Origin of the sequence: Nocardia sp. CDC153 (assembly GCF_035818515.1) — a bacterium.
In the GTDB taxonomy this organism is placed as follows: Bacteria; Actinomycetota; Actinomycetes; order Mycobacteriales; family Mycobacteriaceae; genus Nocardia.
On sequence record NZ_JAYKYU010000001.1, the window covers coordinates 873,804 to 895,113 of the forward strand.

General features: G+C 68.1%; 16 protein-coding genes. 10 read left to right on the forward strand and 6 right to left on the reverse strand.

What is annotated here, in order from left to right; genetic code table 11:
* The first annotated feature begins 3 nt into the window (after positions 1-3).
* The gene (locus VMT65_RS03985; protein ID WP_326306536.1) at positions 4-939 is read left to right on the forward strand and encodes an alpha/beta hydrolase; all 936 of its coding nucleotides are present in this window, start codon (positions 4-6) and stop codon (positions 937-939) included.
* Between the two features lie 112 nt (positions 940-1,051).
* The gene (locus VMT65_RS03990; RefSeq protein WP_326306537.1) at positions 1,052-2,848 is read left to right on the forward strand and encodes an AMP-dependent synthetase/ligase; all 1,797 of its coding nucleotides are present in this window, start codon (positions 1,052-1,054) and stop codon (positions 2,846-2,848) included.
* Positions 2,849-2,938: 90 nt separating this feature from the next.
* Here VMT65_RS03990 and VMT65_RS03995 read toward each other — a convergent pair whose 3' ends face one another.
* Positions 2,939-3,811: an alpha/beta fold hydrolase gene (locus VMT65_RS03995; RefSeq protein WP_326306538.1), complete on the reverse strand. Its 873-nt coding sequence runs from the start codon at positions 3,809-3,811 to the stop codon at positions 2,939-2,941.
* Between the two features lie 87 nt (positions 3,812-3,898).
* Between VMT65_RS03995 and VMT65_RS04000 the strand changes: the two genes are divergently transcribed.
* Positions 3,899-4,459, forward strand: a complete 561-nt coding sequence (locus VMT65_RS04000; RefSeq protein ID WP_326306539.1) for a CGNR zinc finger domain-containing protein — start codon at positions 3,899-3,901, stop codon at positions 4,457-4,459.
* 12 nt (positions 4,460-4,471) lie between these two features.
* Here VMT65_RS04000 and VMT65_RS04005 read toward each other — a convergent pair whose 3' ends face one another.
* Positions 4,472-5,371 carry a LysR family transcriptional regulator gene (locus tag VMT65_RS04005; RefSeq protein ID WP_326306540.1) on the reverse strand — a complete coding sequence of 300 codons (900 nt, stop codon included), beginning with the start codon at positions 5,369-5,371 and terminating at the stop codon, positions 4,472-4,474.
* Between the two features lie 77 nt (positions 5,372-5,448).
* On the opposite strand from VMT65_RS04005, the gene VMT65_RS04010 reads away from it, so the two are divergent.
* The 3 genes from VMT65_RS04010 to VMT65_RS04020 all read left to right on the forward strand — a co-directional run bounded on the left by VMT65_RS04010 (position 5,449) and on the right by VMT65_RS04020 (position 9,239).
* Positions 5,449-6,870 carry an MFS transporter gene (locus tag VMT65_RS04010; protein WP_326306541.1) on the forward strand — a complete coding sequence of 474 codons (1,422 nt, stop codon included), beginning with the start codon at positions 5,449-5,451 and terminating at the stop codon, positions 6,868-6,870.
* 72 nt (positions 6,871-6,942) lie between these two features.
* Complete coding sequence (locus VMT65_RS04015; protein ID WP_326306542.1) at positions 6,943-8,469, forward strand: molybdopterin-dependent oxidoreductase; 1,527 nt, start codon at positions 6,943-6,945, stop codon at positions 8,467-8,469.
* Between the two features lie 149 nt (positions 8,470-8,618).
* Positions 8,619-9,239, forward strand: a complete 621-nt coding sequence (locus tag VMT65_RS04020) for a Uma2 family endonuclease (RefSeq protein ID WP_326306543.1) — start codon at positions 8,619-8,621, stop codon at positions 9,237-9,239.
* A gap of 76 nt (positions 9,240-9,315) precedes the next feature.
* Here VMT65_RS04020 and VMT65_RS04025 read toward each other — a convergent pair whose 3' ends face one another.
* Together VMT65_RS04025 and VMT65_RS04030 are read right to left on the reverse strand one after the other, a co-directional pair.
* Complete coding sequence (locus VMT65_RS04025; RefSeq protein ID WP_326306544.1) at positions 9,316-10,812, reverse strand: DHA2 family efflux MFS transporter permease subunit; 1,497 nt, start codon at positions 10,810-10,812, stop codon at positions 9,316-9,318.
* Between the two features lie 88 nt (positions 10,813-10,900).
* On the reverse strand, positions 10,901-11,593 hold the full coding sequence (locus VMT65_RS04030) for a PadR family transcriptional regulator (RefSeq protein WP_326306545.1): 693 nt from the start codon (positions 11,591-11,593) through the stop codon (positions 10,901-10,903).
* A gap of 209 nt (positions 11,594-11,802) precedes the next feature.
* On the opposite strand from VMT65_RS04030, the gene VMT65_RS04035 reads away from it, so the two are divergent.
* Positions 11,803-11,925, forward strand: a complete 123-nt coding sequence (locus VMT65_RS04035) for a hypothetical protein (protein ID WP_326306546.1) — start codon at positions 11,803-11,805, stop codon at positions 11,923-11,925.
* A 9-nt stretch (positions 11,926-11,934) separates the two neighbouring features.
* On the opposite strand, the gene VMT65_RS04040 is transcribed toward VMT65_RS04035, so the two are convergent.
* A complete protein-coding gene (locus tag VMT65_RS04040) occupies positions 11,935-13,398 on the reverse strand; it encodes an MFS transporter (RefSeq protein ID WP_326306547.1) in 1,464 nt (487 codons plus the stop codon).
* A 149-nt stretch (positions 13,399-13,547) separates the two neighbouring features.
* Between VMT65_RS04040 and VMT65_RS04045 the strand changes: the two genes are divergently transcribed.
* From VMT65_RS04045 to VMT65_RS04055, 3 genes are all read left to right on the forward strand, one after another.
* Positions 13,548-14,126 carry a TetR/AcrR family transcriptional regulator gene (locus tag VMT65_RS04045; protein WP_326306548.1) on the forward strand — a complete coding sequence of 193 codons (579 nt, stop codon included), beginning with the start codon at positions 13,548-13,550 and terminating at the stop codon, positions 14,124-14,126.
* A 9-nt stretch (positions 14,127-14,135) separates the two neighbouring features.
* Positions 14,136-16,175, forward strand: a complete 2,040-nt coding sequence (locus VMT65_RS04050) for a M3 family metallopeptidase (protein ID WP_326306549.1) — start codon at positions 14,136-14,138, stop codon at positions 16,173-16,175.
* Positions 16,176-16,286: 111 nt separating this feature from the next.
* Entirely contained in the window at positions 16,287-17,243 is a 957-nt protein-coding gene (locus VMT65_RS04055; protein WP_442790166.1) for an alpha/beta hydrolase, read from the forward strand.
* Between the two features lie 210 nt (positions 17,244-17,453).
* Here the strand turns inward: VMT65_RS04055 and VMT65_RS04060 are convergent, their stop codons facing one another.
* Positions 17,454-21,227 carry a multifunctional oxoglutarate decarboxylase/oxoglutarate dehydrogenase thiamine pyrophosphate-binding subunit/dihydrolipoyllysine-residue succinyltransferase subunit gene (locus VMT65_RS04060; protein WP_326306550.1) on the reverse strand — a complete coding sequence of 1,258 codons (3,774 nt, stop codon included), beginning with the start codon at positions 21,225-21,227 and terminating at the stop codon, positions 17,454-17,456.
* Positions 21,228-21,310 lie beyond the last annotated feature (83 nt).

A 21,310-nucleotide genomic window follows, 5' to 3' on the forward strand; every position in this document is an offset into this window, starting at 1 on the left:
GTCATGCCCGATGTGACACCGCGGCCGTTCGATCTGACGCTGCCGTTGCCGGTGGCTCGCGCCGCGCTCGGTCCGGTCTTCCGGATCATGCTCAACCATCGCCTGCCGTTCAGTGTCCAACGGGCACTGATGAATTGGGGCGCACCGGCCCAGCGCGGACCCCGCGGCGTCCACGTGGAGCGCTTTCGACTGGGCGGTCGCCCGGCCGAGCGCGTGACGGTGGGTCCGGTGTCGGATGCCGCCACCGTGCTGTACCTGCACGGCGGCGGCTACACCGTCGGCTCACCCGCCACCCACCGCGCCCTCGCCGCCTTCCTGGCCCGCGAAACCGGTTGCGCCGTCCAGGTTCTGGACTACCGGCTGGCTCCCGAGCATCCGTTCCCGGCCGCCCTCGAGGACGCCGAGGCCGCATTCCTGGAGTTGGTTTCCCTGGGCTACCGGCCGGAACGCATTGCGGTGGCGGGTGATTCGGCCGGGGGCGGGCTCTCGCTCGCCCTGGCCGAACGGCTGCGGGACCGGCACGCCATGATCCCGGCCGCGCTCGGGCTGATCGCACCGTGGGGCGACCCCAACGAGGTGCCCGCCCGCGCTCGCGATCTGGTCATCAACCGGCCGTGGTCGCGGGCCTGCGCCGCGGCCTACCTGGGCGCGGGCGACGGTTCGGACACCGGCTACGCCCCGCTGCTCGGCGACCTGCACGGCCTGCCGCCCACCTACGTCCAGGCCGATCGAGACGAGTTGCTGCACGACCAGTGCACCCGCCTGGTCGCCGGACTGCGGGCGGCCGGGGTGCCCACCGAATTCACCGAGACCGAGGGTCTCTGGCATGTGTCCCAATTGCAGGCCGGCCTGGTCGGCTCGGCCGCGCGGATCACGATCGAGCTCGGCGAGTTTCTGCGACGGGCCCTTCGACCTGCGCAAAGCCGGTCAATAGGATAGGGACAACACACAACGCGGGGCGGTGCGGAAACCGATTCGGACGGTCCGCCGGGAGGTACCTGTGCGCGTGGCGTAAATTACCGGCGAGTAAACCCACTGTGGAAGGGCAGCGATGCGAGAGTTCGAAGTCCCGGCTACCTACACCATCCCGGAAACCGCGAACATGTCGGACGGCGCGTTCCGGCATGCGGAGCAGACGCCCGATCTGGTCGTCTTCAACACCCCGGACGGTAAGGGCGGCTGGAACGACGTCACGGCGACCGAATTCGCCAAGGCCGTGACCGACGTGGCGAAGGGTCTCATCGCCTCGGGCATCGAACTCGGTGACCGCGTCGCCATCATGGCCGCCACCAGCTACGAGTGGGTCGTGCTGGACTTCGCCATCTGGGCCGCGGGCGGCTGCACCGTCGCCATCTTCGACAGCTCCTCGGCCGAGCAGGTGCGCTGGATCCTGTCGGACTCCGGCACCAAGGCCATCGTCGTCCAGAACGACAAGCACCGGGCCACCGTCGCGGAAATCGAAGGCGGACTGCCGGATCTGAAGGAAGTCCTGCAGATCGACAAGCAGGCGATCGCCGAACTGGTCACCCGCGGCAAGGACCTCGACGACGCCGTCGTGCACGAGCGCCGCGCCCAGGTGCAGGCCGCCTCCCCGGCGACCCTCATCTACACCTCCGGCACCACCGGACGCCCCAAGGGCGTCATGCTCTCGCACTCCAACCTCTACGCCGAATCGGCCGCGGACCGCTCCGCCATGAGCGAGTTCCTGCAGCCCGGCCGCAAGTCGCTGCTGTTCCTGCCGCTGGCCCACGTCTTCGCCCGCGCGGTCGCGCTGGCCGCCTTCGACGCCGGTGTCACCGTCGCCCACACCTCGGACTGGTCCACGCTGGTCGACCAGTTCGGCCAGTACAAGCCGAATTTCATCCTCTCGGTGCCGCGCGTGTTCGAGAAGGTATTCAACGGCGCGAAGCAGAAGGCGCACGACGGCGGCAAGGGCAAGATCTTCGACTACGCCACCGAGATCGCCATCCAGTACAGCCAGTCGCTGGAGAAGGGCGGCCCCGGCCTGCTGCTCAAGCTGCAGCACACCGTGCTCGACAAGCTGGTGTTCAGCAAGCTGCGCGAGGCCATGGGCGGACAGTGCTCCTCGGCCGTCTCCGGTGGCGGACCGCTGGGTTCGCGCCTGGGCCACTACTTCCGGGGCGCGGGCGTCACCATCTACGAGGGCTACGGTCTGACCGAGTCCACCGCTGCCGTCAGTGTGAACACGCCCAAGTTCATCAAGGTCGGCTCGGTCGGCCGCCCGTTGCCCGGCCACGGCGCGAAGGTCGCCGAGGACGGCGAGCTGCTGATCCGCGGCCCGGTCGTGTTCGCCGGCTACTGGAAGAACGAGGACGCCACCCGCGACGCCTTCGACGCCGACGGCTGGTTCAAGACCGGCGACCTGGGCGCCATCGACGACAACGGCTTCATCTCCATCACCGGCCGCAAGAAGGAAATCCTGGTCACCGCGGGCGGCAAGAACGTCTCCCCGACCATGCTCGAGGATTCACTGCGCCAGCACCCGCTGATCAGCCAGGTCATGGTGGTCGGCGACGGGCAGCCGTTCATCGGCGCGCTCATCACCCTCGACCAGGACACCCTCCCGGCGTGGCTGGAGCGCAACGGCATTGGCGCGGACACCCCGATCGAGCACGTCATCGAGAACCCGGCCCTGGTCGCCGAGATCAATGACGCGGTCGCGGCCACCAACAAGCTGGTCTCGCACGCCGAGGCGATCAAGAAGATCCGCATCCTGCCGGTCGACTGGACCGAGGAGGGCGGCGAGCTGACGCCGAAGCTCTCGCTCAAGCGGGCGGTGGTCATGAAGAAGTACGCGGCGGACGTCGACGCGATCTACAACTCCTGAGGGAGTTGCGGAGGATTCGGGGGCCCAGCCCCCGAACCCCCGGGTGAAATCATGAGGGGCGTACGGGTTTCCCGTGCGCCCCTTCGCCATTCAGGCCGTGGGCAGGCGGTCGAGGAAATCGGCGATGAGTGGGGCGATTTCGGAGACGTGGGTTTCGAGGGCGAAGTGGCCGGTGCCGAACAGGTGCAGTTCGGCATCGGGGAGATCCGCCAGGTAGGCGTGTGCGCCGGGCTCGGGGAAGAAGGGGTCGTTGGAGCCCCAGGCGATGAGCGTCGGGGGAGTGTATTTGCGCAGCCAGGACTGCCATTCGGGGTAGCGGGCGACATTGGACTTGTAGTCGAAGGCCAGTGCCACCTGGGCCTCCTTGCGGCCGGGGAGGTCCAGGTAGTGCTGGTCCAGGGTCCAGGCGTCGGGGTCGAGGAGGGTGGGGTCGGGGACGCCGGTTTCGTATTGGCCGCGCGTGCCTTCCAGCGTGAGCAGGCCGCGTACGACATCCTCATCGCCCTCGTGGTCGGGGCGTAGGGCGACGAAACCCCGTGCGGCTTCGGACAATCCGGCCTCGTACGCATTGCCGTTCTGGATGACCAAGCCGTTGATCCACTCAGGGTGACGGGTGGCCACGCGCAGGCCGATGGGTGCGCCGAAGTCGAAGATGTACATGGCGAAGCGGGACAGGCCCAGACGCTCGACGAAGCCCTCGGTGATATCGGCCAGACGGTCGAAGCCGTAGTCGAAATCCGCGGGCGCGATGGTGTTTCCGAAGCCCGGATGGTCGGGGGCGATGAGCCGGTAGCGGTCGCCCAACGCGTCGATGAGGCGGCGGAACTGGTGCGAGGCGGTGGGAAAACCGTGCAGTAGCAACAGCACCGGAGCGTCCGGGCGGGTGGGGACGGACTCGCGGTAGAAGACCTCGACGCCGTCGACCTCGAGGCGACGGTGCTGGACGCGGGGCAGGCTGCTCATGGCTCACATGCTTTCAGTAGGCGATGATGCGTTAGTTCTACGACAACCTTGACTAACGTGTCAATGGCCTCATGTACCATTAGAAGCGTGGCTGATCTCGAACCCTTGATCGGTGAACCCCTCGCCTTGGACCTGGTGAACACCCGGCCCCTCGGTGCCGACCTGCTGGAAACCCCCGCGCAGCTGGCGGATTGGCTGCGCCGGGAAGCCGACCGGCTGCCCGAGCCGCCGCCCGCCCACCCCACCGCCCGCGATCTGGCCGCCGTCCGCGATGTGCGTGAACACCTTTCCGCGGCCCTGGACGCCCTCCTGCACGGCCGCCGCCCGCCCGCCGCCGCGCTGCGCGGACTCACCGCCGCGCAATCGGCCGCCCCCGCCATCCGCCGCCTGGACTGGAACGGCGACACCATCGTCGAAACCACTGCGCGTCTTGGTGATCCGGGCACCCGCCTGGCCGCTCACCTGGCCGACGCCGCCGCGACCCTGCTCACCGATCCCGCGGTCGCCCGAATCAGACAGTGTGCTGCGCAGGACTGCGTCATGCTGTTTCTGCCCGCCCATCCCCGACGCCAATGGTGCTCACCCGATCGCTGCGGCAATCGCGTCCGCGTGGCGCGCTACTACCAGCGGCACAAGGCGGCCGACTGATAGCGCGGTGAATCACTCCGGCCCGGGGCGTCCCGGTTGCCTGCGCGCGAACCGCTCGGCCGCCATCTCGCGAAAACGACCGGCCGCCAACGGGAGATACGCGTCCTCGCGCCAGCACACGTGCAGGGTGCGGCGGCAGTAGACGTCGTCGATGTGCAGCCAGGCGACCGGCGGCCCCGGGTACTCGCTGGCCATGCTCGGCAGCAGGCCGACGCCGAATCCGGTGGCGACGAGATTGCGGATCGCCGCCGGTTCGTCGCCCTCGCAGGCGATGTTCGGGCGCAGCCCGGCCCGGCAGAAGACGCGGTCGAGGACCCGGCGCTGCCAATAGTCGGGCGACGTGGTGATGAAGGGCTCGTCTGCGAGCTCCGCGACGCTGACCCGATCCCGTTGCGCGAGCGGGTGCCGGGGCGAAACCGCCAGCAGCACTTCCTCGTCCAGCAGTTCGCGGACGGCGATGCCGGGTTCGGCGATCGGCCGCGACACCAGTCCGAGGTCGATCTCTCCCGCCATGAGCCGGGCCACGACCTGTTCGGTGGTGCCGGAGAACAGCTGCACCCGCACCCCCGGATACGCCTGCACGAAGTCGGCGACCACATGCTGAACGACCATCAGATTCTCCGCGCCGACCGCCACCGACCCCCGTTCCTCCTCGGCGAGATCCGCGAGTTCCCGACGCGCGCTGTCGAGTTCGTCCAGGGCGCGGTCCACCCGCGCCAGGAAGGCCGTCCCGAATCGATTGAGCCGCAGCCTGCGACCCTGTCGATCGAACAGCGGCACCCCGAGTTCGCTCTCCAACCGGGTGATGGTGCGGCTCAGCGACGGCTGCGCGACCCGCAGTTCCTCGGCGACCCGGGTGATGTTCTCGGTGCGTGCGACCAGCCGGAAGTACCGCAGCTGCAACAGGTCCATACATATAACTCTAGAGGCATTGCGGTATAGCGATTTTGGTCGTGGAAGCTATCAATCAACGCTCCTACCGTTCGAGTATGACCGCTCTGCACCCCGCCGAACCGGTGACCACCGCCGCCGCGGCCCCGGCCGCGCGCAACCCGTGGCTCACCATGATCGCCATTACCGGCGGCCAATTCCTGGCCGTCCTGTCCACCACCGTGATCAGCGTGGCCCTGCCGACCATCGGCCGTGACCTGCACGCGAGCCCGACCGCCACCGAATGGATCGTCAACTCCTACGTGCTCGTCTACGCCAGCCTGCTCATGCTCAGCGGCGGCCTCGGCGACCGCTACGGCCGCAAGGGCGTATTCCTCACCGGCATGGTCGTCTACGGGCTCGGCGCACTCGTCGCCGGGTTGGCGCCGAACCTGCCGATCCTGGTGGCGGGCCGAGTGATCCAGGGCATCGGCCCCGCGCTCCTGGTGCCGACGGGGCTGGCCATACTGCGCGCGTCGTTCCCGGACGAGCGGGAGCGGGCCATGGCGATCGGCACCTTCTCGACCGCGTCGGGCCTGTCGCTGGCCCTGGGGCCGGTGATCGGCGGCATCGTGGTGAACGGGCTCGGCTGGCGCTGGGTGCTGCTGCTCAATGTGCCGCTGGTCGCCGTGTTCGCCGCGGTCTCGGTGCTGGTCGTGCCGCGCCTGCCGCGTCCGTCGGTGAGTGGCCGATTCGATTGGCAGGGAGCGGTTTTGACCATGGTCGCCGTCTCGGCGCTGTCGTTCGGCCTGATCGAGGGCCGGGCACGCGGCTGGCACTCGACCCCGATCCTGGCCGCATTCCTCGGCGCGGCAATCGCTTTCGCGGCCTTCGCGCTCTGGGAGCGACACCACGCCGACCCGCTGGTCGACCTCGACCTGTTCCGCAGCCGCCACTTCACCGCGGCGAACTCGGCGGGCCTGATCGCCTTCTTCGCCTTCATCGGACTGATCGTCTACCTCAGCGCGTATTTCCAACAGGTGCAGGGACATTCGGCGGTTCGCGCCGGATTCGACGTGTGCGCCATCGGCGTCGCCTTCGCCGCGGCCACCCCGATCTCCGGACGCCTGGTGGGCCGGGTCGGTGCGCGCCCGCCCATGGTGGCCGGGCTCGCGGTGGCCGGCCTCGCCACCCTCGGCCTGCTCAGCGTGCATGCCGACACCGGGCTCGGTTCGATCTGGTGGCTGTTGGCGCTCGGCGGCTTCGGCATCGGGCTGTGCCTGACACCGATGACCGCGACCGCGCTGGCCGCCGTGCACCCGCACCGGGCGGGCATGGCGTCCTCGGTGCACAACGCGCTGCGACAGCTCGGACAGGTGCTCGGCGTCGCCGTATTGGGGACGCTGGTCTACACGGGACCCGCGCCGGCCATGGGCGGACTCCACAATGCGTTCCTGCTGGCGGGTGGAAGTCTGCTGGTCATGGCCGTGATCGCGGCGATCGCGCTGCGCGGCGACGCGGCCGGAGCGGAACGACCCTGACCGACCGGGCGTCACGGTTCCGTAATTTCCCGATCGGGTTCACGGGCAGACCCGCGCAGTAGGGTCGGATTCGTGGCCGATCGGGAATTGCGCATTGCCGCGGGAATAGTCGCCGGTGGGGTCACGCTCGGCGTGGCCGAAGTGGTGTCGGTGCTGGTCAGCCCCGACAGCACGCCCCTACAGGCGGTCGGGGCGTGGATCGTCGACCACACCCCCGACGGGTTCCGCGAATGGGTGATCGGGCTGGTCGGGACGAATGACAAACTGCTGCTGTTCGTCTCGATGGGTGTGGTCGCCTTCGTGCTGGCCGGTATCGCCGGGGTCGTCGAACGCGAGCGGCGGCCGTTCGGGTCGGTGCTGTTCGCGGTTTTCGGGCTGCTGTCCATGCTCGCCGCGCTGGGGCGGCCCAATGCCGCGTGGACCTGGGCGCTGCCGGCGCTGCTCGGCATGATCGCCGGAATCCTGCTGCTGCGCGGGCTGATCGAGAAGATCACCCGGCTCGACGCGGGGGCCGGGGAGGACATGTCCGTCGAACGGCGGCAGGTCATGCGCGGGCTGCTCGTCGCGGGCGGGGCGGCGCTGGTCGGCGGTGTCGCCGGGCGGCTCATCGGCTTGCGGTCCCGCGACGTCTCGGCCGAGCGCGCCGATGTGCGACTGCCGACCCCGAGCGAACCGGAGCCGTCGGTGGAACCCGGTGCGGACCTGAGAATTCCGGGCCTCACGCCCTACCTCACCTCGAACTCCGACTTCTACCGCATCGACACCGCGCTCACCGTGCCGCAGGTCAGCAAGGACGACTGGTCGCTGCGCATCCACGGCATGGTCGATCGCGAGATCCGGCTCACCTACGCCGATCTCGCCGCCAAGACCCCCATCGAGCGACTGGTCACCCTGGCCTGCGTCTCCAATCCCGTTGGCGGCGACCTGATCAGCAATGCCCGCTGGCTCGGATACCCGCTCAAGGAGCTGATCGAGGCGGCCGGACCGCATCCCGACGCCGATATGGTGCTCTCCCGCAGCGTCGACGGCTTCACCGCGGGCAGCCCCCTGGCCGTGCTCACCGACGGCCGCGACGCCATGCTGGCCGTCGGCATGAACGGCGAACCGCTGCCCACCGCGCACGGCTATCCCGCCCGCCTGGTGGTGCCCGGGCTCTACGGTTACGTCTCCGCCACCAAGTGGGTATCCGAATTGGAGATCACCAGATTCGATCGCGCCGAGGCGTTCTGGACCCGGCGCGGTTGGTCCGCCTACGGGCCCATCAAGACCGAATGCCGCATCGACGTGCCGCGCAACCACATCACCACCCCGCCCGGCAAGATCACCATCGCGGGCGTGGCCTGGGCGCAGCACCGCGGCATCAAGGGCGTGGAAATCCGCGTCGACCAAGGCGACTGGCAGCCCGCCCGCCTGGCCGTCGCCCCCTCCATCGACACCTGGGTGCAGTGGTCCTACGACTGGGACGCCACCGCCAGCGGCCTGCACACCATCTGGGCCCGCGCCACCGACGGCACCGGCGCGACGCAGACCGACAAACAGCAGGACGTCGTCCCCGACGGCGCGACCGGATACCCCTCCCTCACAGTGCGAATCGGCTGAGAACCCACCCCGGCCGCGCGGCCGGTCGCGCACGGCGCGCCGATGGTGCGCGGGGGAAAGTTCCGAACGGCTCGTTTGTCGGCGCGGGCGGTTTAGGATCGGCGCGGCACGTCGCCCAGTTCGCCCGTCCAGGAGCCGAGGGAGCGCGCATGACCGGAGTACTCGAGTGGGCGCGGGCGGAAAACCTGCAGCCCGAACCGATCACGCTCGACGTCTGGAAGAAGCTACCCCGCGACTTCTGCCGCCTGGTGGAGGTCGTGAACGGCGATGTGGTGCGCGCCGAATCGCAACCGCTCGCGCACCGCAATGCCGCCCGCCGCCTGGCCTCCATGCTCGAGGCCGCCGCGGAACACCACATGAGCCGCTACAACGACGGGTGGCTCTACGTCGGCGTCGACCAGGACGTGCTGCTGTGGGAACACCCGCGGGTCACCGTCCGCCGTCCCGACGTGGTGCTGTTCTCCTGTGCCCCAGCCGATGTCGGGCCCCTGCAGGCCCCGCGGGTGAAGATCGCCATCGAGGTGGTGTCCCCGGCCACCGAGCGCGTCGACACCGCCGACAAGCTGGCCGAGTACGCGCTGGCCGGAATCCCTTGGTACTGGCTGGTCTACATGGATCGCGACCGGGTGCACGCCATCCAGACCCATGTGCTGGTGCTCGGCCAGTACCGCCTGCACCGCCGCCTGACGTCGTTCGTGGGCGAGACGCTGGTCGACATGCCCATCGAGATCCGCGTGGATTGGACGCGCCTCATCGGGCTGATTCTCTGACACTCCGCCGCGACACTCGAAAAGCGCCGCCCACCGGGAGATCCGGGCGGACAGCGCTTTTCATCGAAGCGGCAGGTCAGTGCGCGCCGATATCGGCCTTCGCCATATCGTCGGTCCGACCACCCGCCGACTTGCCGTGCCCGACGAACAGCGCCGAGGCGACGACGCCGATCAGCAGGATCGCCGCGGGCAGATACATGGACTGGCTCAGCGCGGTGCTGATCTTCTCCAGCAACGGATCCCGCACCTCGGCGGGCAGATCGTGCAGGCTCCTGCCGCCTGCGCCCTCGCCGATCGGACCGCTCTGCAGGCCCTGCGCCGAGATGCGCGCCGTGAGCAGCGCGGAGATGGCGGCCGAACCCAGCACCGAACCGACCTGTCGGGTCGTGTTGTAGACGCCCGCGCCCGCACCGGCCTGCTGCACCGGCAGGTTGTGCGTCGCGGTGGAAGCCAACGGAGCCCAGATGCAGGCGTTCGCGATACCGGCCAAGCCGCCCACGATCATGAAGATCGCGATCGACCCGTCCGGCTTCATCAACGCCGCGAACCCGAACAGCGTCGCCGCGAAGATCGCGAATCCGACGGTCGGAATGACCCGCGGCGCGACCTTGTCCGAGATCTTGCCGATGATCGGCGCGAACACACCCGTCAGGATCGCCATCGGCGCGAACACCAGCGCCGAACGCGTCGGTGACATGTCGTGCACCTGCTGTAGATAGAAGTAGGCGGGCACGAACACACCCGTCACCGCCGCACCCATGGCGGCGATGGCCAGGTTCGACAGCCCGAAGTTGCGATCCTTGAACAGGCTCAGCGGCACCAGCGGCTCACCGGTATTGGTGGCCTGGTTCCAGATGAACAGCCCCAGCACCACCACACCGGCGATGATCATGGACCAGATCCAGGCGTTCCAGTGGTGGGTGTTGCCCTCCTGGATGCCGAAGACCAACAGGAACATGCCGATGGCCGAGAGTGCCACGCCGACCAGATCGAACTTGTGCTCGTGCGTGGGCAGCGACGGGACCAGCCAGAACGCCAGCGCGAAGGCGATGATGCCGATCGGCACGTTCACGTAGAAGATCCACTGCCAGCCCTGCCAGTCCACCAGCACGCCGCCCAGGATCGGGCCGACCAGCGTCGCGAGTCCGGCCACGCCGCCCCACAGGCCCATGGCCGCGCCGCGCTTGTCGGGCGGGAAGGTGCGGGTGATGACGGCCATGGTCTGCGGCGTCATCAGCGCCGCGCCCAGGCCCTGCACGGCGCGCGCCGCGATCAGCATGTCGATGCTGGTCGACTCGGCGCACCACAGCGAGGCCAGGGTGAACACGGCCAGGCCGACGAGATAGACGTTCTTGGGGCCGAAGCGATCTCCGAGTCGACCGGTGACCAGCAGCGGCACCGCGTAGGTGAGCAGATAGGCCGAGGTCACCCAGATGACGCTGGAGACATCGGCGTTCAGGTCCTTCATGATCGCCGGATTGGCCACCGCGACGATGGTCATGTCCAGCAGGATCATGAAGAACCCGACGACCAGCGCGTATAGCGCCAGCCACGGATTGCGTTGAGTAGTCATGGATTCCGATTCCTGTCTCGGAAGGGCGACCGAAGAGGGCCACCGGGAAGGTCAGTGATGGGCGAACCGCCGGGGCGGCGGTGGTGAGTTATCTGGCACCACCCCTCCGGACGGCGGCGATGTCCTCGTCGGTGAGGGCCGCGGCCCAATCGGAGCCCATGGTCGCGGCGGGCTGCGTGCGGCGTTCGCCGGTCTCGGGGCAGAAGTCCTCCCAGTCCAGCTCGCCGCCGCGCAATTCGGCGATGAAGCTGTGCAGCCATTCGACCTCCGCGGCCTGCACCGCGCGCACGTAGTCGATCTCGATCCAGAAGCGCCGGGGCACCTGCCGGGCCGAGACCATCGCGCGCAGCGCGTCGAGCTCGGCGATGCGGCTTTCGATCCAGGTGACGCGTTCGCGCATGAGCGCGACGACATCGTCCACGGGGAGATTGTGCGCCTCGGCCAATGCCACCGGAAAAATCGGGTACTCGTTCACCGGTTGCCGCAGGATCTCCGCGACGCGGGCACGCAAAGCCTCTCGACCTGCGGATTCGATGCGGTAAATGGTTCGCTCCGGGCGGTTTCCGGCGCGGTCGGTGCCCTCGGCGACGACCAGTTCCTGCTCCGCCAGGCGGGCCACGGTGTGGTACAGCGAGCCGGGCTTGATCTTGACCAGTTCGTCCTCGTGACGGTGCAGCAGCACCTGATACATCTCGTACGGATGCATCGGGCCCTCCTCCAGCAGGGCCAGCACCGCGATCGCCAAGGGCGTCAGCGTGGGCACCGCCTGCTTCCTGATCATCGCCGCCTCCTCCGTACCAAATATTCCACGTGGAATATACGACGCGGAGGATTCCGGCACAACCCCACCCCGGTCCCGTCCGTCGAACTGTGAGACCGGTCACTGGGCAGTGAAATGCCTTGTCGTGGAGCGGTTCCCGGTGAGCCGCATCCAAAACTGGTCGGTACCATCAGTTTTCGCTAGGGAAGTAGCAGAAAGAGGTAACCGCCATGTCCGATCAGGATTCGAACACCCAGGACGCCGCCGCGGCCGGCATCGCCGCCATGATGGCCGCCTGGGACATCAAGGGCTCGGACGAGGCCAAGGCCGACGGGGACGCCCCGGAGAAGTAGCTGCCTCGGCTACCGCCTCGCCTGAATCGCGACGTCCTCGGGCGAGGCGGTGGCCATTGTCATCGGCTGTGCCGCAGCGCTTTTCGCGGGCTCGGACCGCACCAGCCACAGGCCGGTGAACACGACGGCGGCCAGGGTGATGACACCGGCCGCCACGAACGCGCTGTCGAGGCCGGTTTCGAACGACGCGCCGCCGGATTGGCGGGTGCGGACGATGGCTCCCAGGACCGCGACGCCGAGGACCGCCCCGATCTGGCGGGTGGTGCTGCTGATGCCCGAGGCCAGGCCGCCTTCCTGCGGGCTGACCGCCGCGATGGCGGCTCCCGTCAGCGGAGACATGGTCAGGGCGAAGCCGGTGCCGACGATTCCCAGTCGCCACCACACGGTTTCGTAGCCGGTGTCGGCGTGCATCATGCCCAATGCCAGCAGTCCCAGCCCGGCCAGGGTCAGACCCGCGGTGACGACGATTCGAAAGCCGTAGCGGGCGGCGAGCCGACCCGCGTACGGACTGACGACCACCATGGCCACCGAGACCGGCAGGGTTTGCAGTCCGGCGCGCAGGATCGAGCTGCCCTGCACGGAGACGAAGAACTGGGAGAAGAAGAACGACGCACCCATGAGCGCGAACCCCACCACGACCATGGCGGTGTTGGACACGGTGAACAGGCGCTCCCGGAACAGTCGCAGCGGCAGCATCGGCGCGGACCGACGTGCTTCGACGGCGACGAAGGCGGCCAGGACGAGCACCCCGGCGGCGAAGCTGCCCAGGATCACCGGTGCGGTCCAGCCGCGCGCGCCGCCCTCGATCAGGCCGTAGGTCACCGAACCCACTCCCAGAATGGACAACACGGTGCCCGGGACATCGATCGTGAGGGCGTTCGGATTGCGGGTTTCCTCGAGGCTGCGCAGTCCGACCAGCAGCAGGATCGCGCCGATGGGCAGATTCACCAGGAAGATGGCGGGCCAGCCGAAGGCATCGGTCAGCACACCGCCGGCCACCGGACCCGCCGCCAGACCGATGCCGCTGAAACCGGCCCACAGGCCGATCGCCTTGATCCGTTCCCCCGCAACGGGATAGGCGGCGGCGAGCAGGGCCAGTGAGGCGGGACTCAGCGCCGCGGCGCCGATGCCCTGCAGCACCCGGCCGGCGATCAGCCAGCCGAGCGAGGGCGCCAGGCTGCACAGCAGCGACGCGGCGGTGAACACCACGACACCGATCAGATACACCCGCTTGCGGCCGAACCGGTCGGCGAAGATGCCGCCGGACAGCAGCAGCATGGCGACCAGTAGGACGTACGCGTCGACGATCCATTGCAGACCGGTCAGCTGGGTGTGCAGCCGCTGCTGCATGTCGGGCAGTGCCGCTCCGACGATCGTGTTGTCGAGCAGGACCATGAATTGGCCGAGGCCGGTCACCGCCAGCAAGACGGCTCGGCTCGAGCGACTGCCCGCGGATGTCTGCGAGGGGGCCAAGGGGGATTCCTCTCAATCGATCTGCGCCCGAACAAGGTTGACGCGCATGGCGCTCCCGCCGTCGAGCTAACGCAGTCAATGACTGCGTTAAGAGACTGTAGGGGTGGTGCCGTCTAAACGCAAGTATCGACTGCGTTAAGGTGGCGGGTGTGAACGATCGAGAGCCAGTCCGGCGGCCCGGCGGGCGCGCCGCCCGCGTCGGCGCGGCGGTGCACCGGGCCGTCACCGACCTGATCAGCGAACGCGGCTACGGCAACTTCACCGTCGGTGAGGTCGCGGCCCGCGCGGGCGTGGCCGACAGCAGCATCTACCGCCGCTGGGGCAACCTGGAGAACCTGCTCGGCGACGTGGCGCTCACCCGGCTCAACGCGCAGTCGCCGATGCCCGACACCGGGAGTCTGGAGGGCGACCTGCGCACGTATGCGGACCAGGTGGCCCGCGAGATCACCGGACCCGACGGGCTGGCGGTGGTGCGCCTGGCCGTCGCCCTGTCGGGCGACGGCCAGGGCCTGCAGGCCGGCGAGCACCTGCTCGTCGAACGCACACGGCAACTGCAGGCCATGCTCGATCGCGCCCACGACCGCGGCGAGCCCGCCCTCGACGCATCCGAGGTCCTCGACCACATCCTGGCCCCGATGTACATCCGCGTGCTGTTCGGCCTGGTCCCCCTGACTCCGGAATACATCAACGGTTTGGTCGACCGATTGTTCTGGCCCCGGCCCGAATAGGGTGGCCGAATGACGAACAACCCGTTCCTCGAACGCAGTCCGCTGCCCTACGAGCTGCCGCCGTTCGCCGAGATCCACGAGGATCACTATCTGCCCGCCTTCGAGCGGGGGATGGCGGAGCAGCTGGCCGAGATCGCGGCGATCACCGCCTCGGATGAGGTGCCGACGTTCGCGAATACCATTGCGGCGCTGGAGCGTTCGGGTCAAGTGCTGACACGGGTGTCGAACGTGTTCTTCAACCTCGTGTCCTCGGATACGAACGAGCGCATTCAGGCGATCGAGGCGGAGGTCTCACCGCGGCTGGCCGCGCACGCGGATGCCATCCATTTGGACCCGGCGCTGTTCGGGCGGATCGACGCGCTGTACGAGCGGCGGGGCGAACTCGGTTTGGATGCCGAACAGACGCGCCTGGTGGAGCGATACCATCTGCGCTTCGTGCGCGCCGGTGCGCGACTGGACGCGGCGCAGCAGGCTCGACTGCGGGAGCTCAACGCGGAGCTCGCCACGGCGTCAACGGAATTCGGGCAGAACAATCTGGCGGCCATGAACGCGGCCACCCTGATCCTCGACAGCGAGGACGAACTCGCCGGGCTCGCGCCCGCGGCGGTGGCCGCCGCCGCGGAGAACGCCCGCGCCCTCGGCCATCCCGGCAAATGGGCACTGAGCCTGCAGAACGTTTCGAATCAGCCGGTTCTGGCGGACCTGGCCGATCGCGCGGTGCGGGAACGGATGATGGCGGCGTCACTGGCTCGCGGTTTCGACAATGGCAATGCCGAGCTGGGCGCCCGCATGACGGCCTTGCGCGCCGAACGGGCCGAGCTGCTGGGCTATCCGGATCACGCCTCCTACGCGGTGGCCGATCAGACCGCGAAAACCGCTGCGGCGGTGGAGGATATGCTCGCGCGACTGGTGCCGCCCGCGGTGGCCAATGCCGAGCGGGAGGCGGATGAGCTCACCGCCGCCCTGCGCGGTGCCGACCCGAATGCCGAACTGCGCTCGTGGGATTGGCTGTACTGGTCGGAAAGGCTTCGGGCCGAACAATTCTCGGTGGACGGCGAAGTACTGCGCCCCTACCTCGAGCTGGAGCGGGTGCTGTGGGACGGCGTGTTCCACGCGGCCGGTCTGGTGTACGGGCTCACCTTCACCGAGCGCACGGACCTGGTCGGCTATCACCCGGAGGTACGGGTGTTCGAGGTGTTCGACGCCGACGGCAGCGCCCTGGGGCTGTTCCTCGGCGACTTCTTCAAGCGCCCGTCCAAGCGCGGTGGCGCGTGGATGAATTCGCTGGTCCGCCAGTCGAAACTGTTGGGGCAGCGGCCCGTCGTGGTCAACAACCTCAATATCGTGAAACCGGCCGAGGACGAACCGGCCCTGCTGACCTGGGACAATGTCCGAACCCTCTTCCACGAGTTCGGACACGCCCTGCACGGGCTGTTCTCGGATGTGGTGTACCCGTTCTTCTCCGGCACCGCGGTGCCGCGCGACTTCGTGGAATTCCCGTCGCAGGTGAACGAGATGTGGATGGCGCGACCGGAAGTGCTGGCCAACTACGCCCGCCATATCGACACCGGCGAGCCGATGCCCACCCAACTGGTCGAGCGCATGGCCGCGGCGGAACGCTTCGGCGAGGGCTTCCGCACGGTCGAATACCTGGCCGCGGCCCTGCTGGACTGGGCCTGGCATCGTCGCACCCACCCCGACGCGACCGCCGACACCGATCCCGAGACCTTCGAAGCCGAAGCCCTACACAAGGCCGGCATCGCTCTCGCCACCATCCCGCCGCGCTACCGCACCGGCTATTTCGCACACATCTTCGCCGGCGGTTACGGAGCGGGCTACTACTCCTACATCTGGAGCGAAGTCCTCGACGCCGACACCGTGCAATGGTTCGACGAGGGCGACCTCTCCCTCCGCGAGAAGGGCGACCGCTTCCGCGCCGACCTACTGTCGCGCGGCGGCTCGGTCGACCCCCTGGAAGCCTTCGCCACCTTCCGCGGCCGCGCCCCACAAATCGCCCCCCTCCTGACCCGCCGAGGCCTGGCTCACTAGCAAACCCGATTGCCGCACAGCCGATTCCCACGCGGGGTTACGGTTATTGATCGGAGACTGAGTGGGAGGGGTGCGCGGATGTTGAGCGTCTTGCGATCCGAGGGGCACCGGATGTTTCGCGGTGTGCTGAAGCGGGCCGTTACCGTCCTCGCGGCGGCCGCCATGGTGTCGGCCCTTGGGGCGGCGCAGGCCACGGTCGGCAGCGGACGGGCCGTGGCCGCGCCGTCGGGCGGGTACGAGGAACTGTGGGTGCCTTCGAGCATGGGGCCGATCAAGGTGCAGGTGCAGTGGGCCGCCCACGGCGGCAGTTCGGCCCTCTATCTGTTGGATGGGTTGCGGGCTCCCGGCGACCACAGCCAGTGGACGTCCGACACCGACGCATTGCGCCAATTCGTCGGCGACGACGTCACTCTGGTGTTCCCGGTGGGCGGGCACTCCAGCTTTTACACCGACTGGCTGCGGCCCAGCAGCACCAACGGCCAGACCATCACCTACCGCTGGGAGACCTTCCTCACCGAGGAGCTGCCCAACTTCCTTGCGGGCTACGGTGTTTCACGCACCAACGACGCCATTGTCGGCCCATCCATGGGCGGCAACGCCGCGCTGGTCCTGGCCGCCCACCACCGCGACCAGTTCCGCTTCGCCGGATCATTCTCCGGCTACGTGAATCCCACCTTCCCGCTGTGGAACGAGGGCATGCGCGCCGCCATGCGCGACGAGGGCAACTTCAACCTCGACGACATGTGGGGCCCGATCACCAGTCCGGCCTGGGCCCGCAACGACGCCACCGTCCAGGCCGAACTCCTGCGCGGCCTGCCCATGTACATCTGGAGCGGCAACGGCGTCCCCACCGCCGCGGACCTCCCCAACGGCGTCGGCAACACGGTCAATGCCATGGCACTGGAAGCCATGACCCAAACCGCCACCCAAATCCTCCGAAACCGCCTCGCGTCCTTGGGCATCCCCGCCCGCGTCGACATCGGCCCCGGCACCCACACCTGGCCCTACTGGCAAGAAGCCCTCCGCACCGCCCGCCCCATGATCCTCGACGCCCTCTCCGCCCACTAACCAGCTTGATGGTTGAGGGCCGCGATTTCCTCGGCACTCAGGAAAGGGTTGTGGTCCAGCGCTTTCAATCGAGCGAGGGCAGCACGTTGGCGTTCGACGCGTATCGCCTCCGGTGTATCGGACTCACGCATTGCATCAAGATACGTCGCTGAAACGGCGCGGGGCCGGATCTCGGTGAGAGATCCGGCCCCGCAGGGGGATTCGTGGTGGTTAGGCCGTGGGGGTGAAGGCCTCTTCGATGATTTCGGCCTGCTCCACGGCGTGCACCTTGGAGGAGCCCGAGGAGGGGGCCGACATGGCGCGGCGGGAGATGCGGCGCAGCTTGCCGAAGCGGGCCGGGAGGATCTCCGGGAGGTTGAGGCCGAAGAAGGGCCAGGCGCCCTGGTTGGCCGGTTCCTCCTGGACCCACGCCAGATCGGAGGCGTTGGGGTACTGCTCCAGGGCCTCGTTGAGGCGGAACTTCGGAATCGGGTACAGCTGCTCGACGCGCACGATGGCCACGTCGTCGCGGTTGTGCTTGTTCTTCTCCGCCACCAGCTCGTAGTAGATCTTGCCGGAGGTGAGCAGCACCCGCTTGACCTTCGAGCGGTCGCCATTGCCCGACTCGTAGGTGGGCTCCTCGAGCACGGTGCGGAACTTGTTGTCGGTGAAGTCCTCGACCTCGGACACGACAGCCTTGTTGCGCAGCATGGACTTCGGGGTGAAGACCACCAGCGGGCGGCGGATGCCGTCCAGGGCGTGGCGGCGCAGCAGGTGGAAGTAGTTCGACGGGGTGGAGGGGACCGCCACCGTCATCGAACCCTCGGCACACAGCTGCAGGAAGCGCTCGATACGACCCGAGGTGTGGTCGGGGCCCTGGCCCTCGTGACCGTGCGGCAGCAGCAGCACGACCTCGGAGAGCTGACCCCACTTGGCCTCACCGGAGGAGATGAACTCGTCGATGATGGACTGCGCGCCGTTGACGAAGTCGCCGAACTGCGCCTCCCACAGGACAAGTGCGTCCGGGTTACCGAGCGAGTAGCCGTACTCGAAGCCGACCGCCGCGTACTCCGACAGCGCCGAGTCGTGCACCGCGAACCAGCCCGGGTTCTTCGACCCGATGTTGTGCAGCGGCGTGTACTCGTTGCCGTTCTTGCGGTCGATGATGACCGAGTGGCGCTGCGAGAAGGTGCCGCGACGCGAGTCCTGACCGGTCAGACGGACGGCCTTGCCCTCGTCGATGAGCGTGCCGAAGGCCAGCAGCTCGGCCATGGCCCAGTCGACCTTGCCCTCGTAGGCCATCTCGCGGCGCTTCTCCAGCACCGGCTTGACGCGCGGGTGGACCGTGAAGCCCTCCGGCACATTGACGAACGCGTCGCCGATGCGCTGCAGCACCGTCTTGTCCACCGAGGTCACGAGGTTCGGCGGCAGCTGCTGCTCTTCCTCGATCGACTCCGACGCCTCCGGCGGGAACTTCTCCAGCTCGCGCACCTCGTTGAAGATCCGCTCCAGCTGACCCTGGTAGTCGCGCAGGGCGTCTTCGGCTTCCTTCATGGAGATATCGCCACGGCCGATCAGCGATTCGGTGTACGCCTTGCGGACCGAGCGCTTGGTGTCGATCACGTCGTACATGCCCGGCTGGGTCATCGACGGGTCGTCGCCCTCGTTGTGGCCGCGGCGGCGGTAGCAGATCATGTCGATCACGACGTCGCGCTGGAACTTCTGGCGGTAGTCGACGGCCAGCTTGGCCACCCACACGCAGGCTTCCGGATCGTCACCGTTCACGTGGAAGATCGGCGCGCCGATGAACTTCGCGATATCGGTGGAGTATTCGGTGGAGCGGGAGAACTCCGGCGCGGTGGTGAAGCCGATCTGGTTGTTCACCACGATGTGCACGGTGCCGCCGGTGCGGTAGCCGCGCAGGTTCGACAGGTTCAGCGTCTCGGCCACGACACCCTGACCCGCGAAGGCCGCGTCACCGTGCAGCATGAGCGGCACGACCGAGAACGACCGCGCCTCTTCACCCTTGGTGACGATGTCTTCCTTGGTGAGCAGATCCTGCTTGGCGCGCACCAGGCCCTCCAGGACCGGGTCCACGGCCTCGAGGTGCGACGGGTTGGCGGTCAGCGAGACCTCGATCTCGTTGTCGCCGAACATCTGCAGGTAGGTGCCGCGCGCGCCGAGGTGGTACTTCACGTCGCCGGAGCCGTGGGTGGCGGCCGGGTTCATGTTGCCCTCGAACTCGGTGAAGATCTTCGAGTAGGGCTTGCCCACGATGTTCGCCAGCACATTGAGGCGACCGCGGTGCGGCATGCCGATGACGACCTCGTCGAGCCCGTACTCGGCGCACTGGTCGATCACGGCGTCCATCATCGGAATGACCGACTCCGCGCCTTCCAGCGAGAAGCGCTTCTGGCCAACGTATTTGGTCTGCAGGAAGGTCTCGAACGCCTCGGCCGCGTTGAGCCGGGACATGATGTACTTCTGCTCGGCCACAGACGGTTTCGCGTGCTTCTGCTCCACGCGCTCCTGAATCCACTTGAGCTGCTCGGGATCCAGGATGTGGGTGTACTCCACACCCACGTGGCGGGCGTAGGCGTCGCGCAGGATGGACAGCACGTCGCGCAGCTTCATGCGCTCCTGGCCGTGGAAGCCCGCGACATTGAATTCGCGGTCCAGATCCCACAGGGTCAGGCCGTGCTGGGTGACGTCCAGGTCCGGGTGCGAACGGAACTTGTCCTTCACCAGCCGCAGCGGGTCGGTGTCGGCCATCAGGTGGCCGCGGCTGCGGTAGGCGTTGATCATCTCCTGCACGCGGGTCGACTTGTCGATGCCGCGTTCCTGAATGTCCTTGCGCCAGCGCACCGGCTCGTAGGGCACACCCATGCCGTGGAAGATCTCGTCGTAGAACTCGTCGGAGATCAGCAGGTTGTGGATGGTGCGCAGGAAGTCGCCGGACTCCGCGCCCTGGATGATGCGGTGGTCGTAGGTCGAGGTCAGGGTCATCAGCTTGCCGATGCCCAGCTCCGCGAGCTGCGCGTCGCTCATGCCCTGGAACTCGGCCGGGTACTCCATGGCGCCCGCGCCGATGATCGCGCCCTGGCCCTGCATCAGACGCGGCACCGAGTGGTTGGTGCCGATGGTGCCCGGGTTGGTGAGCGAGATGGTGACGCCGGAGAAGTCGTCATTGGTGAGCTTGCCGTCGCGGGCGCGCCGCACGACATCCTCGTAAGCGCTGTGGAACTGCGCGAACGTCATGGTCTCGCAGTTCTTGATGGCCGCGACCGCGAGCGAACGGTTGCCGTCCTTGCCCTTGAGGTCGATGGCCAGGCCGAGGTTGGTGTGCGCGGGGGTGACCGCGTTGGGCTTCCCGTCGATCTCCGCGAAGTGCCGGTTCATGTTCGGGAAGGCCTTGATGGCCTGCACGATCGCGTAACCGAGCAGATGGGTGAAGGAGATCTTGCCGCCGCGGGTGCGGGCGAGGTGGTTGTTGATGACCAGACGGTTGTCGATCATCAGCTTGGCCGGGATGGCGCGCACCGAGGTGGCGGTGGGGATGGCCAGCGACGACGACATGTTCTTGACGATCGCCGCGGCGGGGCCGCGCAGCACCTTGGTCTCGTCCTCGGCGGCGGGCTTCGGACCGCCGGAGGTCGGGGCCGCGTTGGAGGTGGGGGCGGGGGTGGTCTGGGGGGCTCGAACCTGAGCGGGAGCCGGAGCCGGGGCGGGCGCAGCGGGGGCGGCCGGAGCGGGAGCGGGGGGAGCTACAGGGGTGGAGTTCACGGCGGGGGCCGCGGCGGCGGTGGGGGCCGGAGCGACGGCGGTGGCCGCCTGGCTGTTGTTACCGTCGGCAGTGTTCTCCGGCGTGTAATCCGCCAGGAACTCGTGCCAGCTCTCGTCGACGGACGAGGGGTCTTGCTTGTACTTCTGGTACATCTCGTCGACAAGCCACTGGTTCTGTCCGAACTGGTCTGTTGAGCTGCTCACAGCAGGTGTTCGCCTCATTTCGTTCTTCGCGCTGCGACGTTTGTGACGTGCCCGGCACGGGTAATCGGCGGATGCGCGCCGATGCGCCCCCACTGAGGATA